We start from the raw sequence: 14,671 nt of genomic DNA, 5'->3' as shown, positions 1-14,671 counted from the left end.
CCGGGCAAGCATAGGAGGCTCTGGCGGATTTGCCCGCGGCGGCCACTTGTTATGCAAGCCAAATGGCCATCACTGTCTGTATGCTGAGCAGCGTCGAACAGGAAGAGATTTCAATGCAGGGACGTCCATCACGCGATTCAAGCAGTGCCGCCGCCGGCCCGTTGCCAGAGGACCGTGAACGCGCCACGCAGCTGCTGCGCCTGACCGTCATATTCATGCTGCTGGTGATCAGCACCTTCATGGCTGTCGAAGGCTGGCGCGCCTGGCGCGATTACCGCCAAGCGTTCGCAGCGGCCGAGAACTCGGTAAACAATCTGGCCCGTGCGACGGCCCAGCACGCCGAAGACGCCATTCGCCAGGTCGACATCCTGACCTCATTGCTGGCCGAACGTATCGAAGGCGATGGCCTGGAAAATATCGACGTGGGCAGAATGCACGCGCTGATGATCGAGCAGACCCGCATCATGCCGCAGTTGCACGGGCTGTTTGTTTACGATGCCAACGGCAAATGGATTGTCACCGACAAGACCGCTACCCCTGACTCAGCCAATAACGCCGACCGCGATTACTTTATCTACCACCGCACCCATACCGACCGTGCGGTGCTGGTCAGCCGGGTGGTCAGTAGCCGCTCGACCCAGGAACTGATCATTCCTGTCTCGCGCCGCCTCAACAATCATGACGGCTCATTTGCCGGGGTCATGCTCGGCACCGTCCGGGTCAGTTACTTCGTCGACTATTACGGCGACTTCAAGATCGACGATAAAGGCGCTCTGGTGCTGGCAATCCGTGACGGGACAATTCTGGTGCGCCGCCCCTTCGTCGCCGCGACCATCGGCAAGAGCCTGTCGCAAAGTGAAATATTCACCCGCTATCTGCCCTGGTCCAGCGCCGGGGTGGCCGAGGTCCGCGCGGTGGTCGACGGCACTTGGCGCCTGTATGGCTACCGGGCACTGAGCCGCTACCCGCTGGTGGTCGAAGCCGGCATCTCGCGCAGCTCAATCATCGCCCCCTGGCGCCAGGACCTGTTCAAGACCGGCCTCATTCTGTTGCTGTTGATTGCCGGGCTGGCCAGTTTTGGGGTTATCGTGATCCGCCAGTTGCGCGCGCGCATGAGCATGGAGACCGAGCTGCGCCGGGTACACGGGCTGGTCCGGGACATGGCCCTGACCGACAGCCTGACCGGCCTGGGTAACCGGCGCCGACTGGATCTGGCACTGGCCGAAGAGATTGCCCGGGCCCGGCGGCAGAACACCAGCCTGGCGCTGATCATGCTGGATGTCGATTACTTCAAGCGCTTCAATGACCGCTACGGCCACTCAGCTGGCGATGAGTGCCTGCGTCAGGTCGGCCAGGCCATTGCAGGCACCTTGCAGCGCGAAACCGACCTGGCAGTGCGCTACGGCGGCGAAGAATTCACCATTCTGTTACCCGATACGTCGCCGGCAGCGGCGGCGAAGATCGTCAGTGACCTGCTGGAGGCAATTCGCGGCCTGGCGATCGAACACCTCGACCACCCAACCGGTCAGGTCACCGCCAGCGCCGGCCTGACAGTCCACGCACCGCGCCGCGAAGACATTACTGCGCAGCTGATGATCAAAAGCGCCGACGCTTTTCTGTACGCCGCCAAGCATCGTGGACGAGATCAGTGGTGCGCCGCGCTGCAGCCAGCCAACGAGCAGGCCGCCGCTGCCAGCCCTTGAGTGCTGGCTGGAAAAAAAGCGACGCCCGAAGGCGTCGTAGAGCGGATCAGGCGATCAGTCCTGCCTTGAGTGCCTTGATCCGGGTGTTGATGTCTTGCTGGGCAATTTCCTGCTGTTGCTTCAGTGCCTCGGTAAACTTCTGATCGACCGCCTTCTGCTGCTCAGGACTCATCGCCTCGTACTGCTGCTTGCTGACACCCGTCAATTGCTCACGCAAGCGCTCGCTGGCCGGCTGCTGCATATAGTCAAGGAAGGCCTGCTGCGTCGAGGTCAGGTTCGACCCCTGCTCGGTCGACACTCCGTTGTCACCGTCGGCGACAGAGGCGGACAGCGATGACTGCCCCTGAGTCTTAAGGTTGAGCATCATCCGGGCAAATGACTCGTTATAGCCGGTGTCGCCCTGAGCATTACCTTGTGAGGCGGCACTGCCTGAGCCGGAGCTGAGCGTCGCCGCCGCTGCCTGCGTAATCGTCGGCACAAAGGCGCCAAACTCCTGAGACAGGTCGTCCAGCGTTCTGCGCCCGTTGACGAACCTGGAGGCCAGGCCTTCGAGCGTATTGTTGCTGACAAACATGATTGATCTCCTGCCGTTGCGGGGCTTTGTGACCCCGATGAAGGCTCAGCAAGATAAGTGCCACTGTTGCAAGGCGTTGAATAACAAGGGGTCGGCCAATGCGCACGCGGTCCACCCTGCGCCCCGCTCGGCCATGGCTTGCCAGACCCGGCAAGCCTTTGCCGATCAGTTGGTCAGTGGCAGCATCAGACTGGCTTCGGGCATCGGCCTGGAAAAATGATAGCCCTGCGCCTGCCCTGCACCGATCTCACGTAGCAGATCCAGGGTGACCGGGTCTTCGACACCTTCGGCCACCACCGTCAGATCCAGCGATTCGGCCATGCGCACAATGGCGCGGACGATGGCCCGGCTTCGCGCACTGCTACTGAGTTCAAAAATGAATGATTTGTCGATTTTCAAGCCACTGAAATGGTACTGGTGCACGTAACTCAAGGATGAGAAACCCGCGCCAAAGTCGTCGAGAACCACCGACACACCGTTGTCCGCCAGTTGCTTCATGGTCTGCCGGGCACGCTCGGGCTCGGCCACCAAAGCCCCTTCAGTCAGCTCAAGACAAATCCGCGACGGCGCTACGCCATGGTCAGCCAACAACGCCAGCACTTCGGCGGCGAACTCCGCCCGTGTGATGCTGTAGGCCGAACAATTGACATGCACGGCTGGCCAGTGCGCATTTTCCGGTAACGCGAGGATCTCGATCACCCGCTGCAACATGTACAGGTCCAGACGACCGATCAGCCGCAAGCCTTCCAGCGCTGACAGGAAATTGCCCGGTGCAATCACCCGACCGTCCGGTTGATGCCAGCGAATCAGTGCTTCCAGGGCCAATAGCTTGCCACTGGTCACACAGACGATGGGCTGGAAATACGGCACCAGCTCGTCAGTACGCTTGAGCGCATTGCGCAGCGCGCCTTCCTGCTCGATCTGATCAGACACTTCGCGACGCAACTGCTGGTTGAACACCGCAAAACTGTCACGCCCGGCGTTCTTGACCCGATACATGGCGATATCGGCATCGCGCAGCAAGTCGTCAGGTTCTTTATGGAACTGCCGGTCAGCCCCCACCACGCCGATGCTGCACGACGAAAACACCGTATGGCCGTCGATTTGAAACGGCAAGTCAAAGGCCACCAGAATCCGCTCGGCAATCACGCTGCCCATCTCCAGCGACGCGCCTTGCGCCAGCACCGCGAACTCATCGCCGCCGAGCCTTGCCAACAAATCGTTACTGCGCATGCAACTGCGCAGGCGCTCAGCGGCCTGGATCAGCAGATCGTCGCCGCAGTGATGGCCGAGGGTGTCATTGACCAGCTTGAAACGGTCCAGGTCGATAAACATCACGATCAACTGCCGGTCGTCGTCGCAAAACTGCTGCCAGGCCGCCTGCAGGCGTTGCTGCAGATGGCTGCGGTTGGCCAGACCGGTCAGCGCATCGTGGGAGTTCTCGTACTGCAACTGGGCGTTGGCCAGGTCCAGCTCACGGGTACGGTCATTAACCCTAGCTTCGAGCTGCAGGTTGGCGGTATGGATGGCCTCGGCGGCGCTGCGCCGTGACAGCGCGGTATCGATGTGCCGCGATACGAAGGTCAGCAGCTCTTGGTCGCGCAAGGTGTAACCCACCTCGGGCGAGTAGCTCTGCACCACCAGGATGCCGCGTACTTGCTCCCCCTCGAACAGCGGGATGCCCAGCCAGGACCAGGAACGATGCGACTCTTTCTGGGCCTCGATCTCGCCCTGGGCCTCCAGGCGCAGGGCTTGTTCCCGATCAATCAGGCAAGGACGCTGTTGACGGATGACATACTCGGTAAAACCCCGCTGGCCACGCCGGGTGCCGGGACGCGCAGTGCGTTCATCGACAAAATACGGAAACGCCACTTCACCGGTCGCGTTGTCATACAGAGCAATGTAGAAGTTCTGCGCCTCAAGCAACTCACCGACAATCACATGCAGGCCATGAAACAGCGCATCCATATCACCCTGCTGGCTGGCCAGTTCGGTGATCTGGAACAAGGCACTCTGCAGATGTTCGGCACGTTCACGATCGACCACTTCCTGACGCAACGCATGATTGGCCGCCGACAACTGCTGAGTGCGCAGCAGCACGGTCTGCTCAAGGTCGGTGCGATGCAGCAGCCGCTCCAGCGCCATGCCCACATGCTGCGCGACCACCTGGAACAACGTGCGGTCTTCTGTGCTGTAAATTCGCGAAGCGTCGTAGACCTGCATCGCCAGCATGCCGAACACCTCGTCGGCGGCGTTTTTCAGCGGCGCCCCCATCCAGAACTCGGGACGTTTGCCGGCGCAGAAGAACCGCCCCTGCGCCTCGCCCAACTCAATGTCATGAGCATCGACGAACAATGACTGGCCGCGGGTCAGCACATGCCCGGTCAGGGTTATCCGCTTTGGATCAAGAAACTCATAGCTGTCTGCGGCGGGCGCGTGCTCGTCAGTGTTGTCGATGTAGTAAGGGAAGGTAATCTTGGCCCGCAGGCGATCGTACAGCGCCAGAGAAAAATTCTCGGCGTCGATCAATGTCGTCAGTTGCTGGTGTACGCCTTTGATGAAGGTGCCGCGATCACGAGTGGAGCTGGCCAGCGAGCTGATTTCGTATAGCACTCGCTGGGTGGTCTGGGCGCGAATCAATGCCGCGCTCTGTAACAGCGACCCCAGATGCAGCGCCAGATCCGCCAGCCACGGAGTGTTAGCACACGATGCGCAAGCCAGCACCCAGCCCAGAGGTTCCTCGCCCATACCGGCGACCCGGCGCTGCAGGCCTCTGGCGCGACAGAACGCCTCGACATCGCTACCGGCAATGCGCTCGGGCCAATCGTAACCCTGACCATCGCAGCCGAGCAGATGCTTGTGCTCACCGGCCAGATAGGCCGCCCAGCGCTGCCCGGGATGCGCCGCTCTCAGTGCGTCAAGCAGCTCAGTAATGGCCGCCGAACGATGGCTGCCAGCCCTGGCCAACGGGTCATGCAGCGAGCGATGGGCATCGTGGATCACTATGGGAACATTCATGAAAGCAGCACATCCATAAACGTGGAGTCAGGTCCCGCATCCTGCTGGGAGAAAAGCTGGCTATTCTAAGCGACCGCCACTGATCGCACATAGCCATAAATGGCCAAGGCCGGCCGACGGGCACCCGCCTGCTCGTCTCCTGGCCGTTGACACGCGGCTCACAGGCGCGCGCAATGGTTATCCGGTTGAAACAATGGAGAAATGAACATGGCTAAGATCAACGTTTTAGCGGGGGATTTTCTTCAAGGTGATGGCGAATATCGCTCGGGCACCATCACACTTGTCACCCCGTTGTTTCCATGGCCGGGTATCAGCTTTCGGCACAGCGACATCAAATCGGTAGAAATCGCCAGCCAGGGACATAATAGAAGCCTTGAAGGCACTCTCGGACGCGGCTTGGCCGGCGCGCTGGTGTTGGGTGCGGTGGGCGCAGCAGCAGGCATGATGCTGGGCGGCGAAGGAAAGGAAATCACCTTTCTGGCGACGCTCAAGGATGGCCGGGCATTGCTGGGCGCTACAGACGACGGAACCTATCGCGCAATGGCGCAGCAAGTCAGCACAGCCTCTGGGACCGGGGATTTCTGATTATTGTTGAAAGAGCCCGGCATGCCGGGCTTTTTCATACGTTCAGAAAACTCTGAACCTTTATCGCTACAAACGGGACAAAGCCTGCAATGGAGCGATCCATCGCAGACAGGAACTGTAAGAACGATGAAAGCCAGAGCGACCGTTATCTGCAAGCGCGATAACCAGATTCTGTACGTACGCAAACCCAAATCCCGCTGGGCGTTGCCCGGTGGCAAGATAGAAGCCGATGAAACCCCGCAACAAGCCGCGATCCGGGAACTCTGCGAAGAAACCGGACTGCACGACCTCGACCTGCGCTATCTGGCTCAATACCCCGGCAATCAAGTGCTGCATTACGTGTTCATCACCGAAGTGCCACAGCACGAAACACCCCGCCCGCTCAATGAAATCAGCGATTGCCAATGGCTGGCCGACAGTGAAATAGGCCAACGCAAGGCCAGCAATGCGACCCGGCGCATCATCCAGTATCTTGCCCGTCGCCACTGATCCAGCAGCGCAACTGCCAAGCAGCGCACAACTTCACAACCCTGCGCGAACCGCGCCTTGGTGAAGAGGTCTTACCGGCATTGAAAACAACCGATGCCGGAAAAACCATGAGCCTGATCGACTGCCCTGAATGCAATGCGCGGATTTCCGATAAAGCCTACGCCTGCCCACAGTGCGGCAACCCGATGAATGCAGGCCCGGGCAATCGCCTGCTCAGCGAAAAGAACATCGGCCAGATCGCCGGCGCGACGGGTGTGTGGCTGACCGCGCCATGGATTGCGCGGATGATCTTTGGCGTGGTGCTAGTGATTGCCGGCGCGGCGGTGCTGATTTTCAGATAAGCCAATGGTCGCAAGCCATGCGACCGGCAGGTGAAACAAGTGCAAAACAAAAAGGGCAACCCTTGTGGATTGCCCTTTTTGATACCGCCAGCAGAGGCGGATTTGTTTGGTAGGCACGATTGGACTCGAACCAACGACCCCCACCATGTCAAGGTGGTGCTCTAACCAACTGAGCTACGTGCCTGCTGTGGGGCGCATTCTACGGATATCCATAACCCTGTCAATCAGTTTTTTTTCACTAAGCCACTGAAAAGATGGATTTTTATAATCCTCTGTGTGAACCCTTCGCGCCTCAAGCGGCTCATAGAAGCACATGACATCCGATGGAATAATCATCGGGCGTCTTGCTTTTGACGCCAGAATGCCATCATATGGTATTAATACTTTAGTAGAGGTCCGCCATGGTTTCACTAATGACATTGGGTATCGACGAGACGGACTTCTCCTCGGCCACCGTGCAGGCCACCCTGCTTGCAATCACGACCCGCATGAACCGCATGGACAGCAACACCCCGGACGACAGCGGCGAGCTGGCCATGGATTATTCGCAACTTGCACTCTATGCAGACCGGCTGACCAACTTGCTGGCAAGCCCGAGCCTGCTCAAGCGCCCCTGAGCGCAAGGCTTACGCCTCAAGCCGGTTACGCCCCTGCGCCTTGGCCCGGTACAGGGCCTCATCGGCCGCTTCAACGATGGAACCATCCGCCAATTGCTGGCCGTTGAAGCACGCCATGCCGATACTCACACTGACCCGCCCATAGGGGCTGGCAGGGTGAGGGATGCTCAGCGCCTCCAGACGCTGCAGTATCAAGGCCGCCACCTCCGACACGCCTTGGCTGTCGGTATCAGGCAGAATCAACGCCAGCTCTTCGCCGCCATAACGAGCAGCCAGGTCAGTGGCGCGCCTGACGCACCCGCCGATCGTCTGGCCAACCGCTTGCAGGCACTGGTCACCCGCCACATGCCCCAGGCTATCGTTGAAACGCTTGAAAAAGTCGATATCGACCAGCAACAGACCCAGTGTCGTGCCATTTCTCTGTGCGCGGGAAGACTCCATGAGCAGACGCTCATCAAAGCAGCGTCGATTGGCCAGACCCGTCAATGGATCCTGCAACGCTAATTGTTCAAGCTTCTCATTACTGCTCAATAACTGTTGCCGAGCAATCAGCAACTCCGATTCGCTTTCAATGCGCCGTTTGATATGCCGTAACAAGACCAGGCCGGCAGCCACGACAAAAACGATCAACACCGCCAATACCGCCAATGACAGCAGCGCTTCAAAACGCCAGTTGCGCAGAACTTCACTCTTCTCCCGGGCGACACTGACCAACAACGGCAACGTGTCACTTTGGCGAAAGGTCGAGATCCGCTCTACACCATCCAGACTGGAAGTAAATGTCGCATTCCCCGAGGAGCGACCCATGAAGTATTTTTTATAAATGGGCGACTGGGAAAAATCGCGCCCCATTTCTTCTTCGCGAAATGGATAACGCACCAGTAATTGGCCGTGGGTAAACGCCAGTGAAATCGTACCGTTGTCACCCACATCAATTTTGCCAAACAGGTCGAGAAAGTTTTTGATGCCCAATGTAGCGGCCACCACGCCGGCGAACTGACCCTGCGAATCATTGACCCGGCGACTGATGGTAATGACCCAGACATCGGTCGAGCGATTCTGGATGGGCGGACCAATGAATATTTCGCTGGAGGCACTGCGCTGGTGATGAATGAAGTACGCCCGGTCAGCACTGTTCAGACCTTGTGCATGCAAGCCGGTGGAAGACAACAGCCAGTTACCCTGCCGATCGTAAATGGTTAAACCGTTGAGTTGCGGCATGACCCGCTGTTGGGCATGCAGCAATTTATCCAGGCGATCCAGTTGATGCTCGCCAAAACCCTCTGCCTCCAGACGTTCGACCAGGCCGTTGAGCAGCATTGAACTCTGCCGGACGACACCATCGGAATAAGTGATCAATGCCTGCGCGAGATTCGCACCGTTGACATAGACATTATTGAGTGCCGCTTTACGTGCCGTGAACACTTTCCAACCGGTAATGAAGGTCAGTGCAAAACACACCACACATAACAGCACCACGGCGAGGTGAAGATCACGTTTCACTTGAATACCTGAAAGCAAATGCGCGTTCAGCTTGGCCAACTGTTGTCACAATGGCAAGCCTGGCCATCGGGCGCGCGACAAGCCCCGCCGTTCAGGGCGGGGAAGGATAGCGCGGACGGCGTAGCCGTCCCTGGTTGCCGTGGGGGGCTGCTGCTGTTCGATGGATGCACCGCCGCAGATGATGCGAAGTAACATGGCGACACAGATGCCCTTCTACGGCGGTATTTCGTTACAAAGACCCCATGGGCATGCACCTTGAAAACACCGTGCCGTCCGCGCCTAATGTCGTCTTTATTGCTCATGGTTCAAGAGCAGCATGCAACGACTTCAAGCCTTCAAGTACGAACTCATGCCAGATGGCCGGCAGGAGTGGCAAATGCGCCGCTTTGCGGGCTCCTGTCGCTTCGTCTTCAACAAGGCGCTGGCGTTGCAGAAGGAACGTCACGAGCAAGGCGAGAAGAAGCTTGGCTATGCGGGCCTGTGCAAGTTGCTGACCGAGTGGCGCAATAGCCCGCAAACCGCATGGCTGGCCGATGCGCCGGTTCACCCATTGCAACAGAGCCTCAAGGATCTGGAGCGGGCCTACACCAACTTCTTCGCCAAGCGAGCTGACTTTCCCCGGTTCAAGAAGAAGGGGCAGCGCGACAGTTTCCGCTATCCCGACCCGAAACAGATCAAGCTCGACCAGACCAACAGTCGCCTGTTTCTGCCCAAGCTGGGCTGGCTGCGCTACCGCAACAGCCGCGAGACGCTGGGTACTGTGAAGAACATCACCGTGAGCCAGTCGTGTGGCAAGTGGTTCGTGAGTATCCAGACCGAACGCGAGATCGATGAGCAGCCCACGGCACAGGGTGCGGCAGTCGGCATCGACATGGGCATTGCCCGGTTCGCCACGCTTTCGGATGGTTCGTTCTACGCACCCCTGAACAGCTTCAAACGCCATGGAACCGCGCTGTGCAAAGCGCAGCAGGCGATGAGCCGCAAGGTCAGATTCAGCCGCAACTGGAAGAAGGCGAAAGCCTGCATCCAGCGCATTCACTCCCGCATCGGCAATGCCCGCCGTGACTATCTGCACAAGTGCTCCACCACGATCAGCCAAAACCACGCGATGGTGTGTATCGAGGACTTGCAGGTACGCAATATGTCCAGGTCGGCGGCGGGCACGGCCGAGGCACCGGGAAGAAACGTTCGGGCCAAGTCTGGCCTGAACAGGGCCATCCTCGATCAGGGCTGGTTCGAGTTCCGCCGCCAACTGGACTACAAGCTGGCGTGGCGCGGCGGCTGGCTGATTGCCGTGCCGCCGCGAGATACCAGCCGCACGTGCCCGTGTTGCGGCCATGTGTCGGCGGCCAACCGCCAGACGCAGGCGCTGTTCAGGTGTGTGGGATGTGGTTTTGAAGGCAACGCCGATGTGGTCGGGGCGATCAATGTACTAAGGGCGGGACACGCCCGGTTAGCCTGTGAAGTGAGCGCAGAGGTCATGGCGCCAGCAGCAGGAACCCACCGAAGCGACTCGGGGGCGGCTCGATGCCGCGCCTGAGCGCCGTAGGAATCTCCGGCCTTCAGGCCGGGGAGGATGTCAAAGGTACTGCAATTAAAAGTGCGCCGCCGGACGGTCGTTAGGGGCTGTTGACGTTTCATCACAACCGCGCCGAGGTCTATTTTGTCGGCCTGCATAGGCTTCACTCTGTTGAAGTGTGTGTGACAAAACAGCCACGGCCCTGCGGGTTGCGCCCCAAATCGCGCCAGCTCGGGCGGCGCTCCGCTCGTTGAAGGACTTGAAAAGGGAGCGACCATTTCCTGCGTCCTTCGCCTCGCCTGACACGATTTGGCGCTGCAACGCGGCCTGCGCTGAAACGTCAACAGCCCCTAGGGACGACAATGATTCTCTTTGCCCGGACAATCATGAAACAAATGAACAACATGACAAAGCACAAAACAAAAAGGGCAACCCGTTCGGGCTGCCCTTTTTGATACCGCCAGCAGGGGCGGATTTGATTTGGTAGGCACGATTGGACTCGAACCAACGACCCCCACCATGTCAAGGTGGTGCTCTAACCAACTGAGCTACGTGCCTGCTGTGGGGCGCATTCTACGGATAACCATAACCCTGTCAACGGTTTTTTTCGCTAACGTACTGAAATCGAAAACTTTTTATGGGCAACCGGTGTTGCGTGTCAAAAATCTCGGGTAGGATCAGCTCATTCGTCAATAATTTTAAACGGAACCCTCGAATGGCGAACATCACTTACCCTCAGTCGTTTTATGCCGCTTCAGCCAATCCTGCGCCTGCACATGCCGCCCTGCAAGGCGAGGTGCAGACCGATGTATGCATCATTGGCGCCGGCTATACCGGACTTTCCAGTGCGTTGTTCCTGCTGGAGCACGGCTTCAAGGTCACGGTACTGGAAGCCGCCAGGGTCGGCTTCGGCGCTTCAGGGCGCAACGGTGGCCAGATCGTCAACAGCTATAGCCGCGACATCGACGTGATCGAACGCAGCATGCCGGCCGACCAGGCGCGGCTATTGGGGGACATGGCCTTCGAGGGGGCACGAATCATTCGTGATCGGGTGGCACGCTACGGCATCGACTGCGACCTCAAAGACGGCGGCGTGTTCGCCGCACTGAACCCACGGCAGATGGGCCATCTGGAAGCGCAAAAGCGTCTCTGGGAACGCTACGGGCATAACCAGCTTGAACTGCTGGATGCATCGCGCATGCGCCAGGTCGTGGCCTGCGACCAGTATGTCGGCGGCATGCTGGACATGAGCGGCGGGCATATTCACCCATTGAACCTGGCGCTGGGCGAAGCCGCTGCAGTGCTGGCATTGGGCGGGGTAATCCATGAACAATCAGCGGCCACCCGCATTGAGCGCGGCGCCAACCCGGTCGTGCACACCGCTCAGGGCCGGATGCGAGCCAAGTTCGTCATCGTTGCCGGTAATGCCTACCTGGGCAACCTGGTGCCGGAGCTGGCCGCCAAGTCCATGCCGTGCGGCACTCAGGTGATCACCACCGAACCATTGAATGAAGAGCTGGCCCGTTCGCTGCTGCCCGATGACTACTGCGTCGAGGACTGCAATTACCTGCTCGACTACTACCGCCTGAGCGCCGACAAACGTCTGATTTTTGGTGGCGGCGTAGTCTACGGCGCGCGCGACCCGGCCAACATCGAAGCCATTATCCGGCCCAAAATGCTCAAGGTATTCCCGCAGCTCAAAGACGTGAAGATCGATTACGCCTGGACCGGCAACTTCCTTCTGACCCTGTCGCGCCTGCCGCAGGTCGGTCGGCTGGGCGACAACATCTATTACTCCCAGGGTTGCAGCGGCCATGGCGTGACCTATACCCATCTGGCCGGCAAGGTGCTGGCTGAAGCCCTGCGCGGGCAGGCCGAACGCTTCGATGCGTTTGCCGGCCTGCCGCACTACCCCTTCCCCGGCGGCCAGATGCTGCGCACCCCGTTGACGGCACTCGGCGCCTGGTATTACAGCCTGCGCGACAAGCTCGGCTTTTGACCCGCCCAAGTTGACCCGCCCACGTGCGGCAGTTACTGCCCTGCCTGGCGGGTCAGCGCCTTGCGCGCCTCACCGGCGGCCTGCTCCTGGCCCGCTCGGGATAACTCATCAGCGGCTTGTAACCAGCGCTGCTGATCGACCTTGGCTGGCAGTTGCCGTGCGCCCTGCACCAACACCGCCCAGTGGCCGGCATCTGCCCAGGCGGAAGTAAAGCTGCTGAAGCTCATGGTCTGGCGCGGGTTCATGCCCGCCTGGAGAATCACCACGTCGCGGTAACGGTCGTAGCCTTTGAGCACGGCATAGCGCGGCTCCTTCCACAGCACCGCGCCCTCGCTAAAGCGCACCAGCACCGGATAGCCCGCCGCGACCTGAGTCATTAACGCGCGAAAGTTCTGGTCCAGCGGGTAGACCACAAATCCGTACTCGCGAGCGACCCGCTGCAGGTTCTGTTCAAGTTGCGCCTCGGCGCCCGGCAGTTGCAGATTCTTTTCCAGCAACCCCGGCGTCGTACCAACCTTATGATTGGCCAACATGCTGGCCAGCGCACCCGGCCCGCTCTGGTAGGCATTGCCACGAAACACGGGCACGGCCTTGAGTTCCACCCGATCGGGCAAGCCTTGTGGGTCCGGCGGTATGGCCGCCAGACGATGCGCTGAAGTGCCACAGCCAGCCAGCAGCGACAGCATGAGCACGGCCAGCACGCCCTTGGCCGACCGCAATGGAAAAGATACCGACAGCATGTTCCCTCACTTTTTCGAACGCCAGGCAACCGCTGACCTGACGGGAACGCCGATCATAGAGCCCTGCCCTGCGTCGGTATAGCCCGGTGGCGCAGTCTGCGGCTGTCAATAGATCAAAACGGTCGAAGCACAACGCCATTGGTCAATTTGGCGCAACACTTCCCGGACTAGACTGTCGGTTATCTAGAGAGCACTAGAGAATACGTGGAGGCACACCATGAGCCCGGAAATGACCATCGTGATGCTGATCGCCGCCTGGCTGGCCGTTGCATGCGCCATGCTGTGGGGCGTCATGCGCATCGCCCGCCGCCATCATCAGCCGCTACGCCAGCCACCTCAAGTCCGACCGGCCGCCCTGCCGTCACAGCCTCTTGCCAAGCACAAGAGCCACCCTGCCGCCGCACACTGAGTCCCGGCCACTGCTGCATCCGCCATTGCCAAGCCACAAAAGCCAACGGCCGATCCCCTCACAGGGATCGGCCGTTGGCTTTATCCGCAGCGCCGTTACTGGGCAGCAGCGGCTTTCTTGCGCTTGGCGCGACGGGCCATCATGTTCAGCATCTCGATCAGCGCCGAGAAGGTCATGGCGGCGTACACGTAGCCTTTCGGTACGTGGGCACCGAAGCCTTCGGCGATCAGGGTCATACCGATCATGATCAGGAAGCCCAGGGCCAGCATCACCACCGTCGGGTTATCGTTGATGAACTTGGCCAGCGGTTCAGCAGCGACCAGCATCACCACCACCGCAGTCACTACCGCAATGATCATGATCGGCAGGTGTTCGGTCATGCCCACCGCAGTAATGATACTGTCGATGGAGAACACCAGGTCGAGCAACAGGATCTGCGCAATGGCCGCGCCCATGCTCAACGCTACCTTACCGCCAACAGTCGCCTCTTTCTCCTCGGCATGGTCCATGCTGTGGTGGATTTCCGTGGTCGCCTTCCAGACCAGGAACAGACCACCGGCAATCAGGATCATGTCTTTCCAGGAGAACGCCTGACCCAGCACCTCGATGACCGGCTCGGTCAACTGCACGATCCAGGCCACCGTACCGAGCAGGCCCAGACGCATGATCAACGCCATGCCGATACCCAGACGGCGCGCCTTCTCGCGCTGATGCTCGGGCAACTTGTTGGTCAGAATCGAAATAAAGATCAGGTTATCGATACCCAGCACGACTTCCATCACCACCAGCGTTGCCAATGCGATCCAGGCCGCCGGGCTGGTCGCAAGTTCCAACAGGTATTCCATAGTCATGCCCTGCTTATACGAGAGTTAATGAGATCAGATTTCCTGGCCGTTTTTTTCGCTTTCAGCCTTGGGCTTGGGCGCTGGCTCTATCACTGACAATTCGTCCTTGGCCTCTTCCAGCGCCTTGGTGGCCGCCTTGTGAGTGTCGTCGATGGCTTGCTTGGCCGAGTTGGCCGCAGTATCGAGCAATTGCTTGCCGGATGATTCAACCTGATCACAACCACTGATGACAACCAGCGAACAGGTCAAGAGTGCAGCATACATAGCGCTTTTCATGATTCCCTCAATGAGCGATGCCGGCAACTTCAAATGTGCCCGGCGTTGGGAAG

General features: G+C 59.4%; 14 protein-coding genes and 2 tRNA genes. 8 read left to right on the top strand and 8 right to left on the bottom strand.

What is annotated here, in order from left to right; all coding sequences use genetic code 11:
• Nucleotides 1-113: 113 nt before the first annotated feature.
• Nucleotides 114-1,703: a sensor domain-containing diguanylate cyclase gene (locus PSCI_RS20150; protein WP_052483600.1), complete on the top strand. Its 1,590-nt coding sequence runs from the start codon at nt 114-116 to the stop codon at nt 1,701-1,703.
• A gap of 46 nt (nt 1,704-1,749) precedes the next feature.
• On the opposite strand, the gene PSCI_RS20145 is transcribed toward PSCI_RS20150, so the two are convergent.
• Both PSCI_RS20145 and PSCI_RS20140 read right to left on the bottom strand, forming a co-directional pair.
• The gene (locus tag PSCI_RS20145; protein ID WP_045490484.1) at nt 1,750-2,277 is read right to left on the bottom strand and encodes a hypothetical protein; all 528 of its coding nucleotides are present in this window, start codon (nt 2,275-2,277) and stop codon (nt 1,750-1,752) included.
• Between the two features lie 165 nt (nt 2,278-2,442).
• The gene (locus PSCI_RS20140) at nt 2,443-5,295 is read right to left on the bottom strand and encodes a bifunctional diguanylate cyclase/phosphodiesterase (RefSeq protein WP_084710040.1); all 2,853 of its coding nucleotides are present in this window, start codon (nt 5,293-5,295) and stop codon (nt 2,443-2,445) included.
• Between the two features lie 207 nt (nt 5,296-5,502).
• Here PSCI_RS20140 and PSCI_RS20135 point away from each other — a divergent pair, with 207 nt between their 5' ends.
• The 3 genes from PSCI_RS20135 to PSCI_RS20125 all read left to right on the top strand — a co-directional run bounded on the left by PSCI_RS20135 (nt 5,503) and on the right by PSCI_RS20125 (nt 6,710).
• Nucleotides 5,503-5,880, top strand: a complete 378-nt coding sequence (locus PSCI_RS20135; RefSeq protein WP_045490483.1) for a hypothetical protein — start codon at nt 5,503-5,505, stop codon at nt 5,878-5,880.
• Between the two features lie 126 nt (nt 5,881-6,006).
• A complete protein-coding gene (locus PSCI_RS20130; protein WP_045490481.1) occupies nt 6,007-6,369 on the top strand; it encodes an NUDIX hydrolase in 363 nt (120 codons plus the stop codon).
• A gap of 107 nt (nt 6,370-6,476) precedes the next feature.
• The gene (locus PSCI_RS20125; protein ID WP_045490480.1) at nt 6,477-6,710 is read left to right on the top strand and encodes a zinc-ribbon domain-containing protein; all 234 of its coding nucleotides are present in this window, start codon (nt 6,477-6,479) and stop codon (nt 6,708-6,710) included.
• Between the two features lie 107 nt (nt 6,711-6,817).
• Here PSCI_RS20125 and PSCI_RS20120 read toward each other — a convergent pair.
• A tRNA-Val gene (locus PSCI_RS20120) sits at nt 6,818-6,894 on the bottom strand.
• A 217-nt stretch (nt 6,895-7,111) separates the two neighbouring features.
• On the opposite strand from PSCI_RS20120, the gene PSCI_RS20115 reads away from it, so the two are divergent.
• Nucleotides 7,112-7,327: a hypothetical protein gene (locus PSCI_RS20115; protein WP_144403290.1), complete on the top strand. Its 216-nt coding sequence runs from the start codon at nt 7,112-7,114 to the stop codon at nt 7,325-7,327.
• A 9-nt stretch (nt 7,328-7,336) separates the two neighbouring features.
• Here PSCI_RS20115 and PSCI_RS20110 read toward each other — a convergent pair whose 3' ends face one another.
• Nucleotides 7,337-8,830, bottom strand: coding sequence for a sensor domain-containing diguanylate cyclase (locus PSCI_RS20110; RefSeq protein ID WP_045494628.1), 1,494 nt, complete (start codon nt 8,828-8,830; stop codon nt 7,337-7,339).
• A gap of 316 nt (nt 8,831-9,146) precedes the next feature.
• On the opposite strand from PSCI_RS20110, the gene PSCI_RS20105 reads away from it, so the two are divergent.
• Nucleotides 9,147-10,370: an RNA-guided endonuclease InsQ/TnpB family protein gene (locus PSCI_RS20105; RefSeq protein ID WP_045490478.1), complete on the top strand. Its 1,224-nt coding sequence runs from the start codon at nt 9,147-9,149 to the stop codon at nt 10,368-10,370.
• Between the two features lie 460 nt (nt 10,371-10,830).
• Here PSCI_RS20105 and PSCI_RS20100 read toward each other — a convergent pair.
• Nucleotides 10,831-10,907 (bottom strand) — tRNA-Val (locus PSCI_RS20100).
• Between the two features lie 157 nt (nt 10,908-11,064).
• Here PSCI_RS20100 and PSCI_RS20095 point away from each other — a divergent pair.
• Nucleotides 11,065-12,348, top strand: coding sequence for an NAD(P)/FAD-dependent oxidoreductase (locus tag PSCI_RS20095; RefSeq protein ID WP_045490476.1), 1,284 nt, complete (start codon nt 11,065-11,067; stop codon nt 12,346-12,348).
• Nucleotides 12,349-12,380: 32 nt separating this feature from the next.
• Here the strand turns inward: PSCI_RS20095 and PSCI_RS20090 are convergent, their stop codons facing one another.
• The gene (locus PSCI_RS20090) at nt 12,381-13,088 is read right to left on the bottom strand and encodes a lipoprotein (RefSeq protein WP_045490474.1); all 708 of its coding nucleotides are present in this window, start codon (nt 13,086-13,088) and stop codon (nt 12,381-12,383) included.
• Between the two features lie 217 nt (nt 13,089-13,305).
• Here PSCI_RS20090 and PSCI_RS20085 point away from each other — a divergent pair, with 217 nt between their 5' ends.
• A complete protein-coding gene (locus PSCI_RS20085; RefSeq protein WP_045490472.1) occupies nt 13,306-13,497 on the top strand; it encodes a hypothetical protein in 192 nt (63 codons plus the stop codon).
• A 95-nt stretch (nt 13,498-13,592) separates the two neighbouring features.
• On the opposite strand, the gene PSCI_RS20080 is transcribed toward PSCI_RS20085, so the two are convergent.
• The gene (locus PSCI_RS20080; RefSeq protein ID WP_045490471.1) at nt 13,593-14,342 is read right to left on the bottom strand and encodes a TerC family protein; all 750 of its coding nucleotides are present in this window, start codon (nt 14,340-14,342) and stop codon (nt 13,593-13,595) included.
• Nucleotides 14,343-14,375: 33 nt separating this feature from the next.
• Nucleotides 14,376-14,618 (bottom strand): hypothetical protein, encoded by a 243-nt coding sequence (locus tag PSCI_RS20075; protein WP_045490469.1) that lies wholly within the window; start codon nt 14,616-14,618, stop codon nt 14,376-14,378.
• Nucleotides 14,619-14,671 lie beyond the last annotated feature (53 nt).

The sequence above is a fragment of the Pseudomonas sp. StFLB209 genome (assembly GCF_000829415.1).
GTDB lineage: Bacteria > Pseudomonadota > Gammaproteobacteria > Pseudomonadales > Pseudomonadaceae > Aquipseudomonas.
The sequence above is the reverse complement of the archived record's forward strand: the minus strand, read 5'-3'. Positions and strand labels throughout refer to the sequence as shown.